Genomic DNA, 16565 nt, shown 5'->3' on the forward strand with positions numbered 1-16565 from the left:
TCCTGACGGTCGGATGTGTCGGAAGGTGAATACCGCGCCGGGCTTCCTCGCGGTGCCCCCGCGTGCGCGCAAACCGCGGCGGTGCGGGCTGACCCACGTGCTCGACAAGGGACTGCCCGCCGACGACGCCGCGCGGTTGCTGGCGGTCTGCGGCGACTACGTCGACGTCTGGAAGTTCGGCTGGGGCACCGCCTACCTCGATCCCGGGCTGGCCGACAAGCTCGCCGTCCTGGGCGAGCACGGCGTGCTGGGCTGCACCGGCGGCACGTTGCTGGAGGTCGCCTGGCACCAGGGCGCGGCGGGCGAGTTCCTGGCCTGGGCGGCGGACCTCGGCTTCCCCTGCGTCGAGGTGTCGAACGGGGTGGCGCCCCTCGGCCCGTCCGAGAAACGCGCGCTGATCGAGGCGGCGGCCGCGCGGTTCGTCGTTCTCGCCGAGATCGGCAGCAAGGACCCCGCCGCGGAGGTCTCCCCCGCCGCATGGGCGGCCGCGGCCGCCGCCGACCGCGCCGCCGGGGCGACGTGGGTCGTCACCGAGGGGCGGGAGAGCGGCACGGTCGGCCTGTTCGGCCCGGACGGCGCCGTGCGCACCGACGTCGCCGCCGCGGTGGTGGACGCCGTCGGGGTCGAGTGCGCGGTGTTCGAGGCGCCGCGCAAGGAACAGCAGGCGTGGCTGATCCGGCGGTTCGGCCCGGACGTGAACCTCGGCAACATCCCGCCGGCGGAGACGCTCGGCGTGGAGGCGCTGCGGCTGGGCCTGCGCGCCGACACCTTCGGCCTGGTGCCGCGATGAGCCTCTACCCGGACCGCTACCGCGAGGTCTCGGTCACCGACGTCGACGTACCGCTGGAGGCCGGGCCGCTGCGCGCGCTGCTCACCTCTCGGCCGGTGTACCGGCGCAGCGACCACATGGTCGTGCGCAACGGCGGGCGGACGGCGCTGGTCCGGCTGGTCCGCGGCCGCACCACCGGCCTGTTCTCCGCCGTCGAGGACGTCGAGCTGCTGGCCGGCCCCGACGAGACCGCGTACCTGCACCGGCCGGAGGCCGACACCGGCGTGCCCACCGAGCTGCTCGCCGCCGCCGCGGAGGCGCCCGGCGCGCGGTGCGTCGTGGTCGAGGGCGCGTACGGGCACGTGAGCTTCGTGCTCGACCCAGCGCCCGTGCGAGTGCACGTGCTCGACGTCGTCCCCCCGCGGCCGGCGAAGCTGGTCGACCAGCTGCGGCGGGTGCTGGCCACCGCCGACGACCTGCCCGGCGTGCAGCTCGTGCCGCACGTCGTCGAACTGACCGACCTGCTGCCCGAACCCCGCGACCCGGCCTACCTGCTGCCCTGCCGGGGCGGCGGCGTGGACGTGCCGGGGGCGGACGTCGCCTACCTCGACGAGGTGCCGCCGCGGGCGGACTGGACGCTGGTCGGTTGCGCGCGCTCGCGGGCGATCCACGACTTCCTCTACGGCGGCACGGTGCGTCAGATCGACATGTGCCCGCGCACGCTGGCCTGCGGCCTCGAACTGCCGGCCGGCGAGCCGCTGGTGACCAAGTGCTGCCTGTTCGAGGACCGCAACGAGGTCGACGGGCGCACGGTGGTCACCCCGTGGGGCGCGTCGTTCGGGCAGCTGCGGGCGGCGCTGGCGGCGGCGGTGACGACATGAGCGGTGCGCGGATCGCCGACTCGGAGATGTACGCCCACCTGTGGGGCACCCCCGCCGTCCGGGCGGTGTTCGAGGAGCGCGGGCGGCTGCAGGGCTGGCTCGACGTGCTCGCCGCGCTCGCCCGGGCCCAGGCCGCGGAGGGGCTGGTGCCCGGCCCGGCCGCCGACGTCCTCACGACGCGCGCGCGGGTCGAGCTGCTCGACCTGTCGCTGGTCGCCGCGGAGACGCGGGCCAGCGGGCACAGCACGCTCGGGCTGATCCGCGCGCTCCGGGAGGTGCTGCCCGAGGACGTGCACCGCCACCTCTACGTCGGCGCGACCGTGCAGGACCTCACCGACACGTGGACGGCGACCGCGCTGCGCACCGTCCTGGCCGAGGTGCGCCGCGACCTGCTGCTCGCCGAGGACGCCGCGCTGGAGCTGGCCGAGCGGCACCGGGACACGCTGATGGCCGGCCGCACCCACGGCCAGACCGGGGCGCCGATCACGTTCGGGTGGAAGGCGGCGTCGTGGGCCGACGAGCTGCGGCGGCACCTGGACCGGCTGCGCGAGGGGTCGCCGCGCTGGCTGGTCGGCCAGCTCGGCGGCGGGGTCGGCAGCCTGGCCGGGCAGGGGCCGCGGGGGCTGGCGGTCCGGCGGCGGTTCTGCGCGGAGCTGGGGCTGGGCGACCCGGGCATCTCGTGGCTGACCGCCCGCGACCGGATCGCCGAGGTCGGCGCGGTGTTCGCGATGGTGACCGGCACGCTGGCGCGGATCGGCAACGAGGTGTTCGAGCTGCAGCGGCCGGAGCTCGGCGAGCTGGGTGAGCCGCGGACCGAGGGCACGGTCGGCAGCATCACGATGCCGCACAAGCGCAACCCCGAGCGCAGCGAGCACCTCGACACCCTCGCCCGGCTGACCCGGGCCTCGGCCGGCGTGCTGCTCGAGGGCATGTCCGGCGTGCACGAGCGCGACGGCCGCAGCTGGAAGGCCGAGTGGGTGGCGCTGCCGGAGGCCTGCCTGCTGACGGCGACCGCCTGCGCCCTGGCCGCCGACCTGCTGGCCGGCCTGGAGGTCGACGCCGCGGCGATGGCCGCCCACCTCGACGACTCGGCCGGCAGCGAGCAGGTGCTGACCCTGCTCACCCCGCGGCTGGGCCGGGACGCCGCCCGGGAGGCGTTGCAGGCCGCGCTCGCCGACGCCCGGCTCACCGGGCGGCCGATGCGGCGGGCGCTGGTCAACGCCGGCCTGCTCACCGAGCAGGACCTCGAGGCGCTGGAGCCCGACGTCGCAGCGGTCGGCGAGATGGTCGACCTGGTCGTGGCCCGCGGCCGTGCCGCGCGGGAGGCCGAGCCGTGACCCTCGCGCTGCTCCCCACCCCGCTGGTCGAGGCGCCGCGGCTCGGGGCGGCGCTGGGGCTGGCCGCGCCGCTGCTGGTGAAGCGGGACGACCTCACCGGGTTCGCGGTCGCCGGCAACAAGGCCCGCCAGCTCGGGCCGCTGATCGCGGACGCCCAGCGGGCGGGCGCCGACGTCCTCGTGACCGGCGGCGTGCCCGGCTCGAACTTCGTGCAGGCGGCCACGGCGGCGGCCGCCTGGGCCGGGCTGGACTGCGTGCTGGTGCTCGCCGGGTCGCCGCCCGGGGCGGGGCACCCGAACCTGGCCGCGGCGCGGGCGTGGGGCGCGAGCCCGCGGTTCACCGGCGATCCGGACCGGGCCTCTGTCGACGCCTGCCTGCCGTCGGTGGCGGCGGAGCTGGCCGCGGCGGGTCGCCGTCCCTACGTCGTCCCCCGGGGTGGGGCGAGCCCGGTGGGGGCGTCGGGCTACCGGGACGCCGTCGACGAGCTCCTCCCCCAGCTCGCGGAGGGCCAAAATGGCCATTTTGGCCCTCCGGTGGTGCTCGTGCCGACCGGGTCCGGGGGCACGCTGGCCGGGCTGGTGGCCGGGAACGTGGCGCACGGCCGGCCGCTGCGGCTGGTGGGCGCGTCGGTGAGCCGGCCGCCCGCGGAGATCGCCGCGCGGGTGCTCGACCTGGCGACGGCAGTAGCGGCGCTGCGCGGGGAGCCGGCGCCGTCCGCCGCGGACGTCGAGATCGTCGACGCCCGCGGGCCGGGGCACGCGCTGCCCTCCCCCGAGGGGTCGGCCGCCGCGGACCTCGCACTGCGCACCGAGGGGCTGGTGCTCGACCCGGTCTACACGGCGAAGGCGCTGGCGGTCCTGCCGGCGGTGACTCGGGGTCCGGCGCTGTTCTGGCACACCGGCGGGCTGCTCGACGCGGTCGCGGGGTGGCTGCGATGACGCTCGGCGGCCCGGCCCCGGAACTGGTGGAGTCCGGCTTCCACCTGGAGAACGCCGACGCGCCGCTGCTGCACGCCGGGCTCAACCGGGCCGACCTGGCGCACGTGCTGGACCTGCATGCGCGCGGCGTGGTGCGCGACGAGCCGGCCCGCCGGCTGCTGCGCCTGCTGCTCGAGGCCGACCGCACCGCGCCCGACGAGTTCCCCTACGACCCCGCGTTCGGGGAGCCGTACAACAGCCGCGAGCGCTACTTCGTCTCGCAGCTGGGCACCGACGCCGGCTGGCTGCACGCCGGGCGGCCGCGGCGGGAGGCGGTGCGGATCGCGCTGCGGCTGCACCTGCGCGACCAGGTGGTCGACCTGATCGAGGCCGGCGCGGCGCTGGCCGACGTCCTCGCCGCGGTGAGCGCGCGGCACAGCCGCACCTGGATGCCCGACCAGACCTACCTGCAGCACGCCCAGCCCTCGACGTTCGGGCACTACCTGCTCTCGTTCGCCTATCCGGTGCTGCGCGACGTGCGCCGGCTGGTCGAGGCGCTGGCGTGGATCAACGCCAGCCCGGGCGGGGCGGGCTGCGTCAACGGCAGCCGGCTGCTCGACGACCGCGGCCCGGTCGCGACGATGCTCGGCTTCGACGGGGTCATCGAGCACACCCGCGACGCGATGTGGCAGACCGACGGGCTGGTCGACGTCCTCGCGGTGGTGGCCAGCCTGGTCGGCACGCAGAGCAAGCTGGCCGAGGACCTCGAGATCTGGGCGTCGCTGGAGTTCGACTACGTGACGCTGGCCGACGGGTACAGCCGGGCCAGCGTGCTCATGCCGCAGAAGCGCAACCCGTACGCGCTGTCGATCGTGCGCGGGGCGTCGGGGACGCTGATCGGCCGGGTCAGCGGGTTCCTCGCGGTGGTGAAGAGCCCGTCGGCGCGCAGCGACAACCTCATCTACGCCTACGGAGAGGTGCCGCGGGCGCTGGACCTGGCGCTGCGCACCACCCGGCTGACCGCGGGCGTGGTGCGGACGCTGACGGTCAACGCCGCCCGGATGGCCGCGGCGCTGGAGTCCGGGTTCAGCCAGGCCACCGACCTCGCCGAGTACGTGATGCAGACCTGCGACGTCGACTACCGCACCGCGTACGAGGTGGTCGGCCGGGCGGTCCGGTCCGCGCAGGCCGCGGGGCTGCGCGGGGTGGACCTGACCGGGGCGATGCTCGACGCCGCGGCGGCGGAGGTCGCCGGGGCGCCGATCGGGCTGGCCGGGCGGGATCTGACCGAGGTGCTCGATCCGCGGCGGATCGTCGAGACCCGGACGGCGGCCGGCGGGGCGGCGCCGCCGGTGGTGGAGGCGATGGCGGCGGCCTGCGTCACCGAGGCCGCGCGGTGGCTGGCGCTGGCGCGGGAGCGGCGGGCGGGGTTCCGCGGCGCGGAGCGCGCGCTGGTGGCGCGGGCGGCCGCCGTCGCCACCGGGACTTTCCGCGCCGAAAGTCCGGACCACCTCGGGGACTTTCGGCGCGGAAAGTCCCCCGGGGCGGAAGGAGCGCCGTGAGCGGAGTGCTGCCGGACGAGGTGGCCGTGGTCAACGTCGGGCTGCCGCTGTTCGCCGACGCGGTGCGGGCGCAGGGCCGGCCGGCGGTGCAGGTCGACTGGCGGGTGCCGGCCGGCGGGGACGTCGAGGCGCTGCGCGCGCTGCGCCGGCTCAGCGGTCCCCTGAACGAGCGGATCGACGAGGCGAACGCCGAGGTCTTCCGCCGGCTGGACACCGGGGTGCCGGTGCTGTCCGCCGTCCGGCCGGCCGCCGAGGTGGTGCCGGGGTTGACCGGGCGGTCGCTGCGGCACGCCGGGCCGGCGCTGCCGTTCGAGCAGGTGGGCGATCCGCTGCGGCGGTCGATGCGGGCCGCGGTGGTCGCGGAGGGGTGGGCGGCCTCGGTCGGCGAGGCCGACGCGCTGCTGGTCTCGGGGGCGGTCGGGCTGGGGCCGGCGAACGAGTCGGGCGGCGTCGTCCCCATGGCCGCCGTGGTGGGTCCGTCGACGCCGGTGTGGGTGGTGTCCCTGGACGCGGTGACCGCCTGGGCGCCGCTGGGCCAGGGCTCGGGCGACGTGCCGTGGTTCGGCCGGGACACGGACGGCGCCGTCGAGCGGCTGGTGCTGCTGCGCGAGGCGGTGGCGCCGGTGCTGGCCTCGGCGGTGGCGGCGGCCGAGGAGCCGGTCGACGTCCTGTCGCTGGCCGCGCAGGCGGTGGCGATGGGCGACGACGTGCACGTGCGCACCCAGGCCGCGACCAACCTGCTGCTGAAGGTGCTGCTGCCGGGGCTGATGGCCGCGGATCACCCGCGGCGGGTCGAGGTGGCGCGGTTCCTCTCCGGCAACCACCTGCTGTTCCTGACCCTGGCGATGGCCGCGGCGCGGGCGCTGACCGAGTGGGCCGGTCAGGTGCCCGGCTCGTCGGTGGTGACGACGATGGCCCGCAACGGGACGACGTTCGGCGTCCGGCTGCCGGGCTCGGCGTGGTTCCTCGCACCGGCGCCGCCGGTGGGCCGCGCGCTGTTCCACCCGGGCCGGGGTCCGGACGACGGGGCGCCGGACATCGGCGACAGTGCCGTGCTCGAACTCGTGGGCCTCGGCGGCGCGGCGGCGGAGGGGTCGCCGTCCGTGGGCTCGCTGGTGGGCGGACTGGAGGCGGCGGCGCAGCTGACCCGGGAGCTGGACCGCGTGTGCGTCGGCCGGTCGAGCCGGATCCTGCTGCCGGCCTCGGGCGGGCGCGGCACGCCGCTGGGGGTCGACGTCCGCCGGGTGGTGGAGCACGGCATCACGCCCAAGGTGACCACCGGGATCCTGCACAACGCGGACGGCAGCGGGCAGATCGGCGCGGGGGTAGCCGAGGCGCCGCTGGGCTGCTTCCGTGCCGCACTGCTCGACCTGGACAGGAGGCTCTCATGACCCGACCGCCGCTCCCGCCGTTCGACCACGACTCGGCCGTGCAGAAGGTGCGCATGGCCGAGGACGGCTGGAACACCCGCGACCCGGACAAGGTGGCGCTCGCGTACTCGGAGCACTCGCAGTGGCGCAACCGGTCGGAGTTCTTCACCGGGCGGGCGGCGATCCGCGAGTTCCTCACCCGCAAGTGGGCCCGTGAGCTGGACTACCGGCTGATCAAGGAGCTGTGGGCGTTCGCCGGCAACCGCATCGCCGTCCGGTTCGCCTACGAGTGGCACGACGACTCGGGCAACTGGTTCCGCTCGTACGGGAACGAGAACTGGGAGTTCGACGGGGACGGCCTGATGCGCCGCCGGATGGCCAGCATCAACGACCTGCCGATCACCGAGGCCGACCGGAAGTACCACTGGCCGCAGGGCCGGCGCCCCGACGACCACCCGGGGCTGAGCGACCTGGGGCTGTAGCTCCTCAGCCCGTCGCGAGTGAGTCGCGGTACCCGATCGCGCGCTGCTCGGCGGCGACTGCGTCCATCACGTCCAGAACCGGCTCGACGGTGAAGGCGAACGCCGCGTAGACGGTGCAGAGGTAGTGCAGGTCGTCAGGGCTGTCGGTCTCGATCACCGCGTAGCCCCCGTACTCACCGACCCGGACCAGGAACTGGTGGAACGTGAGGCTCTCGGGCATCGTCCAGCCCGAGAAGACGTCCAGGATGCGCTTCTGCGCCGCCTCGTACTCCGCGGCCGAACCGGTCGGACGCTCCCGCCAGGTCACGACGTACTTCATCGCCTGCTCCCCTCCCGCCGACGCTCAGCAAGGGCACCCTCCCGAGGACCGCCGCCCCGTGCAAGACCCCGGGTCGCGGAGGCCGTAAGGCCCTGGGCAGATGTGAAAGTCACTGTCATTCTGCAGTAACTATCGGTTCGTAGCTGCTGTCAGGAGACCGGCCATGACGCTCTCTCGTGATCCTCGGCGGTGGTGGGTGCTCGGCGCGCTGATGCTCGCCGTCCTCCTCGTCGGGCTGGACTCGACGATCCTCAACGTCGCGCTGCCCACCCTGGCCGCGGACCTGGGCGCGAGCACCGCCCAGCTGCAGTGGACGGTGGACGCCTTCGTCCTGGTGCTGGCGGGCCTGCTGCTGCCCGCGGGCGCGCTCGCTGACCGCCTGGGCCGGCGGCCGGTGCTGGTCACCGGGATCGCGATCTTCACCCTCGGCTCGCTGGGCGCCGCCTACTCCGGGACGGCGACCTGGCTGATCGTCGCCCGGGCCGTCATGGGCATCGGCGCGGCCGTGATCATGACCGTGCCGCTGGCCGTGCTGCCGTCGATCTTCGACGCCGATGAGCGACCCAAGGCGATCGCGTCGGTGACCGTCGCACTCGGCCTCGGCCTCCCGCTGGGGCCGATCGTCGGTGGCTGGCTGCTGCAGCACGCGTGGTGGGGCTCGGTCTTCCTCATCAACGTGCCGCTCGGGGTCGCGGCCGCGATCGGCGTCGCCGTCCTGCTGCCGGCGTCGCGGGAGGCCTCGCCGTCGCCCCTGGACGTGCCGGGCGCGGCGCTGTCGACCGCCGGGCTGGTCGGGCTGGTGTTCGCAGTCGTCGAGGCGCCCGCGCGCGGCTGGACCAGCGCGCCGGTGCTGGTGGCGGGGCTGGCCGGGATCGCGCTGCTGGCCGGGTTCGTCGCCTGGGAGCGGCGGACGGCGACGCCGATGGTCGACCTGGCGCTGCTGCGCCGGCCGCGGTTCACCTGGGGCACGGTCAGCGCGACGGTGGCGATGTTCGCGATGCTCGGCCTGCTCTTCGTGGTGCCGCTGTATCTGCAGTCGGTGCGCGGCTTCGACCCGCTGGGCACGGGCCTCCGGCTGCTGCCGCTGATCCTCGGCCTGGTGGTCGGCGCGAAGGTCGGCGAGCGGCTGACCGTCGGGCTCGGGGCGCGGGTGCCGGTGGTCGCCGGGCTGCTGGTCATCGCGGGCGCCCTGACGTGGGGCGCCACGCTCGAGGTCGGGACGCCGTACGCGGCGATGGCCGTCTGGCTGGGGCTGACCGGCGCCGGGCTGGGACTCACCATCACGCCGGCGATGGACGCCGTCCTCGACGAGGTGCCGGAGGAGCACAGCGGGTCGGGCACCGCGCTGACCATGGCGCTGCGGCAGGTCGGCGGCGCACTGGGCGTCGCCGTGCTGGGCAGCCTCGCCAGCGCCGCCTACACCGGCCGGCTGGACCTCGCGGGGCTGCCTGCGCCTGCGGCCGCGGCGGCGCGCGAGTCGGTGACCGCGGGGATGGCCGTGGCGCAGGGCAACCCGGCGCTGACCGCCTCGGTGTCCGCGGCGTACGTGCACGCGATGACCGTCGTCCTGCTGGTGACCGCGGCGGTGGCGGTGGCCGGAGCGGTGGTGGCGGCGCTGCGGCTGCCGGCCCGCGGTTCGTCGTCGTCCGCAGAACGCGAGTCCGTGACAATCGCCGCATGACGGAGGGGCTGCGGGAGCGGAAGAAGGCGAAGACGCGCTGGGCGATCCAGGAACACGCGATGCGCCTGTTCGGCGAGCAGGGCTACGGGGCGACGACGGTCGACCAGATCGCGGCCGCCGCGGAGATCTCGCCGAGCACCTTCTTCCGCTACTTCGCCACCAAGGAGGACGTCGTCGTCCAGGACGAGTACGACGACCTCTTCGTGGCGGCCTTCCGCGAGGCCGGGACGGCGACCGACCCGATCACCGCACTGCGGGCCATGATCGGGGCCGCCTTCGCGCAGATGCCGGCCGACGAATGGGCGCGCAGCGGCCAGCGCGCCGCGCTGCTGCTCGCCGAGCCCGCGCTGCGGTCGCGGTCGATCGACAACTTCGTGAGCGTCGCCGGGCGGTGCCGCACCGCACTGGCCGAGAGCGCGCGCAGGCCGGCCGACGACCCGGGGGTCACCGCACTCGTCGGCGCGTTCATGGGCGTCCTGCTGTCCGTGGCGGCGACCGCGGCGGAGAGCGGCGCTCTCGACCGGATGGCCGAGCAGATCGACGCCGCGCTGGCCCGGCTGGAGGGCATCGACTGGTTCGGCGCCCGCCCGTAGCCGTGCTGCACCGTTGATCATCGGCAGGTGGCTGCCCCTCCCGGCGTGTCGGGCAGCCACCCGCCGATGGTCAACGTCGGACCCGTGACCGCTGGGCTACGACGAGCGGCGACAGGCCGGTGAGGCCGATGCGCACGGTGCGATGCGTGGGCACCGTCACCGCCGACCCGGCACGCCTACCCGGGGCAAGGGCCGAATTCCGTCACACTCCCCGCCATGCGGCTGGCGGTGTGCTCCTCCAAGGGCGGCGTGGGCAAGACGACGACGGCGGCCAACCTCGCAGTCGCCCTCACCCGGCACGGCCGCGTCCTCGCCGTGGACGTCGATCCGCAGGACAGCCTCGGGCGGGCCTTCGGCGTGGTCGCGAAGACGGCGGACGACAGCCTCGCCGGCCTGCTCGAGAACCCGACCGCGGACCCGCGGGCCGTCGTCCGGCACGACGTCGCCCCGGGGCTCGACGTGATCCCCGCGCATCCGACGCTCGAGACCGCCGCGGGCCAGCTGGCCGCCGCGGGTGGGCTGACCACGAGCGTCCGCCGGGCGCTGCGGCCGCTGCTCGCCGAGTACGACCACGTCGTCCTCGACACCCGCGGGGACCTCGGCGGCCTGACGCTGGCTGCGGTCGCCGCCGCCGACTCGGTACTGGCCGTGTTCACCAACGACCCGGGCTCGGCGATCGGGGTGCTGCGCGTGGCCGCGTTCGTCCAGCAGCACCAGGCGTACGAGAACACCTCCGCGGAGCTGACCGGCGCCGCGTGCGTGCTGTGGGACCAGCGCGGGCGGGCGGCCCGCGAGGTCGCCGGCGCGTTGGAGGGCACCGGGCTGCCGATCTTCGAGACCCGGGTGCCGATGTCGCGGCGCGTCGTCACCAGCACCCTGGCCAAGCGCCCGATCACCCTGTCCAGCCCGGCCAGCCCGGCGGGGTCCGCGTACGCGGCGCTCGCCGACGAGGTGCTCGCCACCGCCGAGAGGATCCCCGCATGACGACCCGCCGCAGCTCGCTGCAGGACGAGCTCCTGGCCGATCTCCGGACCGCCGCGCCGATCCCGGTGACCGCTGCCGAGCCGGTGAAGGCGTCGCCGGAACGCACGAGCCCGACCATCGAGATGCGGTGGACGCCGCTGCGCTGGGCCCGGCCGCGGGTGGCGGCGCCGGGGCGCGGCACCGACGTGGTGCTCAGCGCCGGCCCGCTGCGCCTCGCACTGAGCGGGCTGCGGGCACCGAAGGCGTAGTTCCAGTACCGGCCCGCTCCCACGGTGGTGTCAGCCGGCTCCCACGAGTGCCGCCATACGCCATCCGTAGCGCGTGTGCCGCTCGCTCTGCGCCTCAGCGAAGATGTCCACGGCTGCGCCGGACGGCCAGGCTCGGACAGTGCGCGACGCCAGCGTCGACCTCGTGTCACGACGCCCGAACCGCAAGAAGGCGTCCCAGCGTGCGCGGCGCCCGACCGACGGCGACGTGTGACCAACGCATGCGAATCGCATGCAAGGATGGCTCCGTGGCCAAGATGCTGCAGGTCCGCAACGTGCCCGACGACGTGCACGCCGAGTTGCGGCGGCGCGCGGCAGCCGCCGGTGTCTCGCTGTCCGAGTACGTGCTGCGCGAGCTGGAGCGGGTCGCCGCCCGGCCTCCCGTGGCCGAGGTTCTCGCGCGGTCGGCAGCGCGCCGGCTCGACGTCTCCCTCGCAGAGGTCGTCGACCAGGTGCATGCAGACCGGCCCGAGCGGTGATCGTCGTGGATGCGTCCGTCGTCGTCGCCGCACTGCTCGTCGCGGGCGCGGAGGGAGATGCCGCGCGGCAACTCCTCGAGCGTGACGAGGTGCACGCCCCGCACCTGCTCGACGTCGAGGTGACCTCGGCCATCCGACGCTGGGTCCTGGCCGGACGATTGCCGGCGGACGACGCCTTTCTGTTCCTCGACGATTTACGCGCGCTTGCCGTGGCGCGGCACGCTCACGAACCTCTGCTCGACCGGGCGCTTCAGCTGCGGAACAGCGTCAGCGCGTACGACGCCACCTACGCGGCGCTCGCCGAGCTGCTGGATGCCCCGCTGGCCACCGTCGACCAGCACTTGGCCCGCGCCTCGGGGCTGCGCTGCCCCGTGGTCGTACCGGCCTGATACCCGACACTGCACGTCGTGGGACGGCGAAGGCGCGGCAAGCACCCGTACGACTACACAGCCGGTGACGACGTCCGGTTCGCCGACAGCGGCGTCGGCGCCACGGTGCGCGTCCTGCACGGACCGAGCCGCGGCATGGGCGTTCCCGAGGGCGTCGTCTGCCGGGTTGTCGTCGAGGCTGCGGACGGCGCCGTGCTCGACGAGTGCAGTGAGGGGAAGTTCGGCAAGGAGCACCGGCTGCACGGCACCGTGCCCGGTGACCGGATCACCGTCACCGTGCACGGCGGCTTCGAGGCCGAGCTGGCCACCGAGTCCGCCACGGTGGTGCTGACCGGCGACCTCGCCGACGTCGTCCGGTTCGGTGTCGGGCCGGCGTGGGGCGACGTGGCGGCGATCGACACCGGTGACGCCGCGCCCGGCGACGCACTACCCACCGCGGACCGATGGGGGGCCGGAGTGCGCCTGCGCGGTGCTCTCGCCGGTTGACCCCCGGCTGCTCGCCGCGATCATCGGCACGTGGCTGGCCGACACGCCGACGGCGACAGCCACCAGCCGATGATCACGGGGGTCAGGCGGACCCCACCGGCAGGGTGAGCGAGGACGGCGCCGCGACGTCGTGGCCGATCCGGTGGGTCACCGGCACCCCGCGGGTGGCCCGGCCGATCGGCTCCCCGGTGCCGAGGTTGCGGGCGTAGCGCGGATGCGCGCCGCCGGAGACCTGCAGCCGGATGCGGTGCCCGGCGAGGAAGCGGTGCGCGGTGTCGGGCAGGGTCACGTCGACGGCCCCGGCCCTCTGTTCGCCGTCGGCGAGGTCGAGCCGCACCAGCCGGTCGGTGACGTTGACCGACCGGCCGCGCGGGTCGACGTCGCACAGCCGCAGGAACACGTCGGCGTACGGGTTGTCGGAGTCGAGGAACAGCCGGATGCGCGCGCCGCCCAGCAGCTCGACCGGCGTCTCCAGCGGTGCGGTGGTGAACGTGCGGACGTCGGGCCGCGCCTCGAGCCGGCGGTTGTCCCGGCGCCCGGCGCCGCGGGCGAGCGTCCGGCCGCCGACCGAGGGCGTCGGGTCCGCCGGGTCGTAGGTGAAGAAGGTGCCTGCGCCGGGCTGCGTGGGCGCCTCGTCGGACAGCCCACCGGCGGGAGCCAGGTACCAGGTGCGGTCATCGGTCGCCGGCGGCCAGTCCGCCAGCTCGCGCCACTGCGCGGCGCCGGTCACGAAGACGCGAACGCGGGGGCGCTCGGGCGTCGCGGCGTCCCCGACCGGGAGGTGCGTGGCCAGCCAGGCGAGGCTCTCCCGGGTGGTGACCCGGGCGTCGAGGGTGAGGTGCGCCCACGGCCCGACGGTCAGCGCCACGTCGACGCCGCGATCGCGCAGGACGGCGTACTGGTACAGCGTCTGCTCGAGGAACCAGTCCTGCCAGCCGCCGATGAGCAGCGCGGGCACGGTCGAGGAGTGCACCGCGGGCGTGGCCCGGTACCGGTCCCAGTAGGGGTCGGCCGCGTCGAAGTGGTCGATCCACTCGTCGAACCACGGCGCCGGGTTGCCGCCGAAGCGGGCGGCCAGGCCGGCCAGCGGCAGCGTCTGCAGGTGCGGGGCGAGCCGCCGCTCCGCCGTCATCAGCCGGACCAGACCGCGCACCGTGCCGACGCGCTCCTGGTGGGCGATCAGCTCCGTCCAGACGGCGAGGTTGAGCAGCTGGGGGACGCCGTCGAGCATCCCGGCCTGCGCCAGGTCGTGCGGGCCGATGTGCAGCACCATGGCCTTGAGCTCGGGTGGCGGGTCGAGCGCCAGCGCCCACTGCGTGTAGGCGAGGTAGCTGGGGCCGAGAGTGGCCAGCCGCCCGTCGAACCAGTCCTGCACGCGCAGCCAGGCGACGGTGTCCTGCCCATCCCGCGCCTCGTTGACGACCGGCTCGAACTCGCCGCCGGACCCGAACGTGCCGCGCACGCTCTGCATCACCACCGCGTAGCCGCGCGCCGCGTACGGCATCGCGAGGGTGGTGGCGAACTGCCCGGTGCGGCCGTACGGGGAGCGCAGCAGGACCGTCGGGTGCGGCCCGTCGGTGGCCGGCAGGTACTCGTCGGCCCGGAGGACGGCGCCGTCGCGCATGGGGACGTCGACGTCGCGCTGCACGCGGACCGCGCTGGTCGCCCGCGGCAGCCGCCAGCGGCGGTCCAGCGTGCGGCTGATGAAGCGGGCGGAGCGGGTCAGCGGCTGCCCCTGAGCTGGGACGATGCGGTCGAGCGAGGACACGATCGCGGACGATAACCGCCGCTACGCCAGGTCAGGGCGGGGATGATCACCCGCACGAGATCCGCGGTCTCGTGGCTTCCCGGACCGAGATGCCACGAGAACGCGGATCTCGACGCGCGGAGGCCTGACCGCGTCAGGCCGGCGTGATCACCCGGATCGGCCCGCCGGCGAGCCAGGCGGCCACGTCGTCGACGGCGTCGCGGTAGAAGACCTCGTAGGTCTTCTCGGTGACGTAGCCCAGGTGCGGGGTGAGGACGGCGCGGCGCAGCTCCCGCAGCGGGTGGTGCCGAGGCAGCGGCTCCTGATCGAACACGTCCAACCCGGCGCCGTGGATCGCGCCGCCGCGCAGCGCCTCGACCAGCGCGTGCTCGTCGACGATCGGGCCGCGCGAGGTGTTGACCAGGATCGCCGTCGGCTTCATGAGCGACAGCTCCGGCCGCCCGATCAGCCCCCGCGTCCGGTCGGACAACTGCAGGTGGATCGTGACGACGTCCGAGGTCGACAGCAGCTCCTCCTTCGACACCCGCCGGACGTCCACCTCCGCCGCGCGCGCATCGGTGAGGTTCTCGCTCCACGCGACGACGTCCATGCCGAAGGCCTGCCCGATCTGAGCCACGCGCGACCCCAGCCGGCCCAGCCCGAGAACGCCGAGCGTGCCGCCGGCGAGGTCGAGCCCGACCGTCTGCTGCCAGCCCCCGGCCCGGACCGCGGCGTCCTCCTGCGGCACGTGCCGGGCGACGGCGAGGATCAGCGCCCAGGTGAGCTCCGCCGTCCCCGACGGATGCGCACCGGTGCCGCACACGACCACGCCCCGCTCGGCAGCGGCCTCGCCGTCGATCGACTTGTTGGTCCCGCCGGTGGTGACCAGCAGCTTCAGGTTCGGCAGCCGCTCGAGCAAGGCCCGCGGGAACGGCGTCCGCTCCCGCATCGCCACGATCACGTCGAACGGCTGCAGCCGCCGGATCAGCGTGTCCAGGTCGTCGACGTGGTCGGCGAACTCGACCACCTCGACCGACTCGGGCAGCCGCGACCAGTCGGCGTAGGTCGCGGCCACGTACTGGTAGTCGTCGAGGACGGCGATCCGATGCACCTCGCCGGTCTACACCCCGGCGAGATCCGACGTCGACCGGCCTACTCGCAGCCCACGCCGTCGCGGTTGCCGTCGAACTGATCCCGCCACCCGGGGTCGCTGGGGCGAATCGGTGCGGCCCCCGCGGCGCGGACGGCGGCGCAGTTCTCGTAGAACACGTCCGCGGGTCCGGAGCTGGGGGTCGTGCCGTCGGGCAGCGGCTCGTCCGGGCACGTGCTCAACACCCGCTCGACGGCGTCTCGCTCCGCAGCGGTCATCCAGAGGCCGTAGCGGACCTTCACCGCCACCTGCCGGGCGACGTAGTGGCAGCGGAACGCCCGGTTGGGCGGCAGCCAGGTGGCCGCGTCGCCATCCCCCTTCTGCTGGTTGAGCGGGCCGTCGACGGCCAGCAGGTTCAGCGGATCGTTCCCGAAGGCGGCTCGCCGCTGCGCCGTCCATCGCTGGGCCCCCGTCTGCCAGGCATCGGACAGGGCCACGACGTGGTCGATCTGCACCGCCTCGCTGGTCTCCGCGCCCCGCCGGAACCGGATGGTCCGCCCCGAGTAGGGGTCGAGCAGCGTGCCCGTGCGGACGACGCAGTGGTGCGTGCCGGCGACGAACGTCTCGTCCGCCAGGTCGCGGGCGAGGACGTCGTTGCGGGTGTCGCAGCCGTTGCGGTCGGTGTCGGTCCAGCCGTCGCCGAACCGGTCCCGCTCGTAGCCGGTCTGCGGGGCGCGGCCCTTGACCGCCACGTCATCGAGGGCGGCGAGCGCGGTTCCCGGCGCACCGCGCACGGTCGGCCCGAGTTCGCAGCCGACCACGGCACAGGCAAGCACCAGCGACACGGCGAGGAGGGCGCCGCGGGACAGCCGTGAGGTGGCGCGAGCCGGCAAGGCGGACCCCGGGAAGACGACGGCGATCCGACCCTACGCCGTCCCCGCGCAGCTCAGAACCGGCGTGAGGGGAACACCTTGAGCAGCGCCGGGTCGTCGTCGCTGCAGTGGCCGTTCGGGCACTCGAAGCGGATCGCGACCCCGATGCGGGCGTGCGGCCGGACGTGCACGTCCCACAGCAGCCACCCGATCCGTGGTCGCTCGTCGTCGAGGGACAGGGTGACGAAGCACTGGGGGCAGCGCGCGGGCGTGACGCGCTGCTCGACGGGAACGCGTCCCTGGACGACCTCGGTCGTGCCGCTGGCCATGCCTCGGTATCG

19 protein-coding genes are annotated in these 16565 nt (G+C 75.0%); 14 read left to right on the forward strand and 5 right to left on the reverse strand.

Annotated elements, in window-relative coordinates; all coding sequences use genetic code 11:
• Positions 1 to 13: 13 nt before the first annotated feature.
• The 7 genes from AB3388_RS19530 to AB3388_RS19560 are packed head-to-tail and all read left to right on the forward strand — an operon-like array spanning position 14 to position 7318.
• Positions 14 to 790, forward strand: a complete 777-nt coding sequence (locus AB3388_RS19530; RefSeq protein WP_495406979.1) for a phosphosulfolactate synthase — start codon at positions 14 to 16, stop codon at positions 788 to 790.
• Positions 787 to 1650, forward strand: coding sequence for an XcbA family protein (locus AB3388_RS19535; RefSeq protein WP_495406980.1), 864 nt, complete (start codon positions 787 to 789; stop codon positions 1648 to 1650). The genes AB3388_RS19530 and AB3388_RS19535 overlap by 4 nt, the downstream gene beginning before the upstream one ends.
• Positions 1647 to 2987, forward strand: a complete 1341-nt coding sequence (locus tag AB3388_RS19540) for a lyase family protein (protein ID WP_495406981.1) — start codon at positions 1647 to 1649, stop codon at positions 2985 to 2987. The genes AB3388_RS19535 and AB3388_RS19540 overlap by 4 nt, the downstream gene beginning before the upstream one ends.
• On the forward strand, positions 2984 to 3925 hold the full coding sequence (locus tag AB3388_RS19545) for a 1-aminocyclopropane-1-carboxylate deaminase/D-cysteine desulfhydrase (protein ID WP_495406982.1): 942 nt from the start codon (positions 2984 to 2986) through the stop codon (positions 3923 to 3925). Before AB3388_RS19540 ends, AB3388_RS19545 begins: the two co-directional genes overlap by 4 nt.
• Positions 3922 to 5466 (forward strand): argininosuccinate lyase, encoded by a 1545-nt coding sequence (locus AB3388_RS19550; protein ID WP_495406983.1) that lies wholly within the window; start codon positions 3922 to 3924, stop codon positions 5464 to 5466. Before AB3388_RS19545 ends, AB3388_RS19550 begins: the two co-directional genes overlap by 4 nt.
• Positions 5463 to 6857: a YlbE family protein gene (locus tag AB3388_RS19555; RefSeq protein WP_495406984.1), complete on the forward strand. Its 1395-nt coding sequence runs from the start codon at positions 5463 to 5465 to the stop codon at positions 6855 to 6857. The genes AB3388_RS19550 and AB3388_RS19555 overlap by 4 nt, the downstream gene beginning before the upstream one ends.
• Positions 6854 to 7318, forward strand: a complete 465-nt coding sequence (locus AB3388_RS19560; RefSeq protein WP_495406985.1) for a nuclear transport factor 2 family protein — start codon at positions 6854 to 6856, stop codon at positions 7316 to 7318. The genes AB3388_RS19555 and AB3388_RS19560 overlap by 4 nt, the downstream gene beginning before the upstream one ends.
• Positions 7319 to 7322: 4 nt before the next feature.
• Here the strand turns inward: AB3388_RS19560 and AB3388_RS19565 are convergent, their stop codons facing one another.
• A complete protein-coding gene (locus tag AB3388_RS19565) occupies positions 7323 to 7637 on the reverse strand; it encodes a DUF3303 domain-containing protein (protein WP_495406986.1) in 315 nt (104 codons plus the stop codon).
• Between the two features lie 163 nt (positions 7638 to 7800).
• Between AB3388_RS19565 and AB3388_RS19570 the strand changes: the two genes are divergently transcribed.
• The 7 genes from AB3388_RS19570 (at position 7801) to AB3388_RS19600 (ending at position 12515) form a co-directional block, all read left to right on the forward strand.
• Positions 7801 to 9318: a DHA2 family efflux MFS transporter permease subunit gene (locus AB3388_RS19570; RefSeq protein WP_495406987.1), complete on the forward strand. Its 1518-nt coding sequence runs from the start codon at positions 7801 to 7803 to the stop codon at positions 9316 to 9318.
• The gene (locus tag AB3388_RS19575) at positions 9315 to 9911 is read left to right on the forward strand and encodes a TetR/AcrR family transcriptional regulator (protein WP_495406988.1); all 597 of its coding nucleotides are present in this window, start codon (positions 9315 to 9317) and stop codon (positions 9909 to 9911) included. The genes AB3388_RS19570 and AB3388_RS19575 overlap by 4 nt, the downstream gene beginning before the upstream one ends.
• A 216-nt stretch (positions 9912 to 10127) precedes the next feature.
• Positions 10128 to 10895 carry a ParA family protein gene (locus AB3388_RS19580; protein ID WP_495406989.1) on the forward strand — a complete coding sequence of 256 codons (768 nt, stop codon included), beginning with the start codon at positions 10128 to 10130 and terminating at the stop codon, positions 10893 to 10895.
• A complete protein-coding gene (locus tag AB3388_RS19585; protein ID WP_495406990.1) occupies positions 10892 to 11143 on the forward strand; it encodes a hypothetical protein in 252 nt (83 codons plus the stop codon). Before AB3388_RS19580 ends, AB3388_RS19585 begins: the two co-directional genes overlap by 4 nt.
• Positions 11144 to 11418: 275 nt before the next feature.
• On the forward strand, positions 11419 to 11640 hold the full coding sequence (locus AB3388_RS19590; protein WP_495411473.1) for a FitA-like ribbon-helix-helix domain-containing protein: 222 nt from the start codon (positions 11419 to 11421) through the stop codon (positions 11638 to 11640).
• A gap of 5 nt (positions 11641 to 11645) precedes the next feature.
• A complete protein-coding gene (locus AB3388_RS19595; protein ID WP_495406991.1) occupies positions 11646 to 12029 on the forward strand; it encodes a type II toxin-antitoxin system VapC family toxin in 384 nt (127 codons plus the stop codon).
• 18 nt (positions 12030 to 12047) lie between these two features.
• The gene (locus AB3388_RS19600) at positions 12048 to 12515 is read left to right on the forward strand and encodes a hypothetical protein (protein WP_495406992.1); all 468 of its coding nucleotides are present in this window, start codon (positions 12048 to 12050) and stop codon (positions 12513 to 12515) included.
• Between the two features lie 82 nt (positions 12516 to 12597).
• Here the strand turns inward: AB3388_RS19600 and AB3388_RS19605 are convergent, their stop codons facing one another.
• From AB3388_RS19605 to AB3388_RS19620, 4 genes are all read right to left on the reverse strand, one after another.
• A complete protein-coding gene (locus AB3388_RS19605; RefSeq protein ID WP_495406993.1) occupies positions 12598 to 14283 on the reverse strand; it encodes a CocE/NonD family hydrolase in 1686 nt (561 codons plus the stop codon).
• Between the two features lie 133 nt (positions 14284 to 14416).
• Complete coding sequence (locus AB3388_RS19610) at positions 14417 to 15373, reverse strand: D-2-hydroxyacid dehydrogenase family protein (protein ID WP_495406994.1); 957 nt, start codon at positions 15371 to 15373, stop codon at positions 14417 to 14419.
• 41 nt (positions 15374 to 15414) lie between these two features.
• Positions 15415 to 16197, reverse strand: coding sequence for a GmrSD restriction endonuclease domain-containing protein (locus AB3388_RS19615; protein WP_495406995.1), 783 nt, complete (start codon positions 16195 to 16197; stop codon positions 15415 to 15417).
• A 101-nt stretch (positions 16198 to 16298) separates the two neighbouring features.
• Complete coding sequence (locus AB3388_RS19620; protein WP_495406996.1) at positions 16299 to 16553, reverse strand: hypothetical protein; 255 nt, start codon at positions 16551 to 16553, stop codon at positions 16299 to 16301.
• Between the last annotated feature and the right edge of the window lie 12 nt (positions 16554 to 16565).

The organism is Geodermatophilus sp. SMS 5-13 (genome assembly GCF_059428245.1).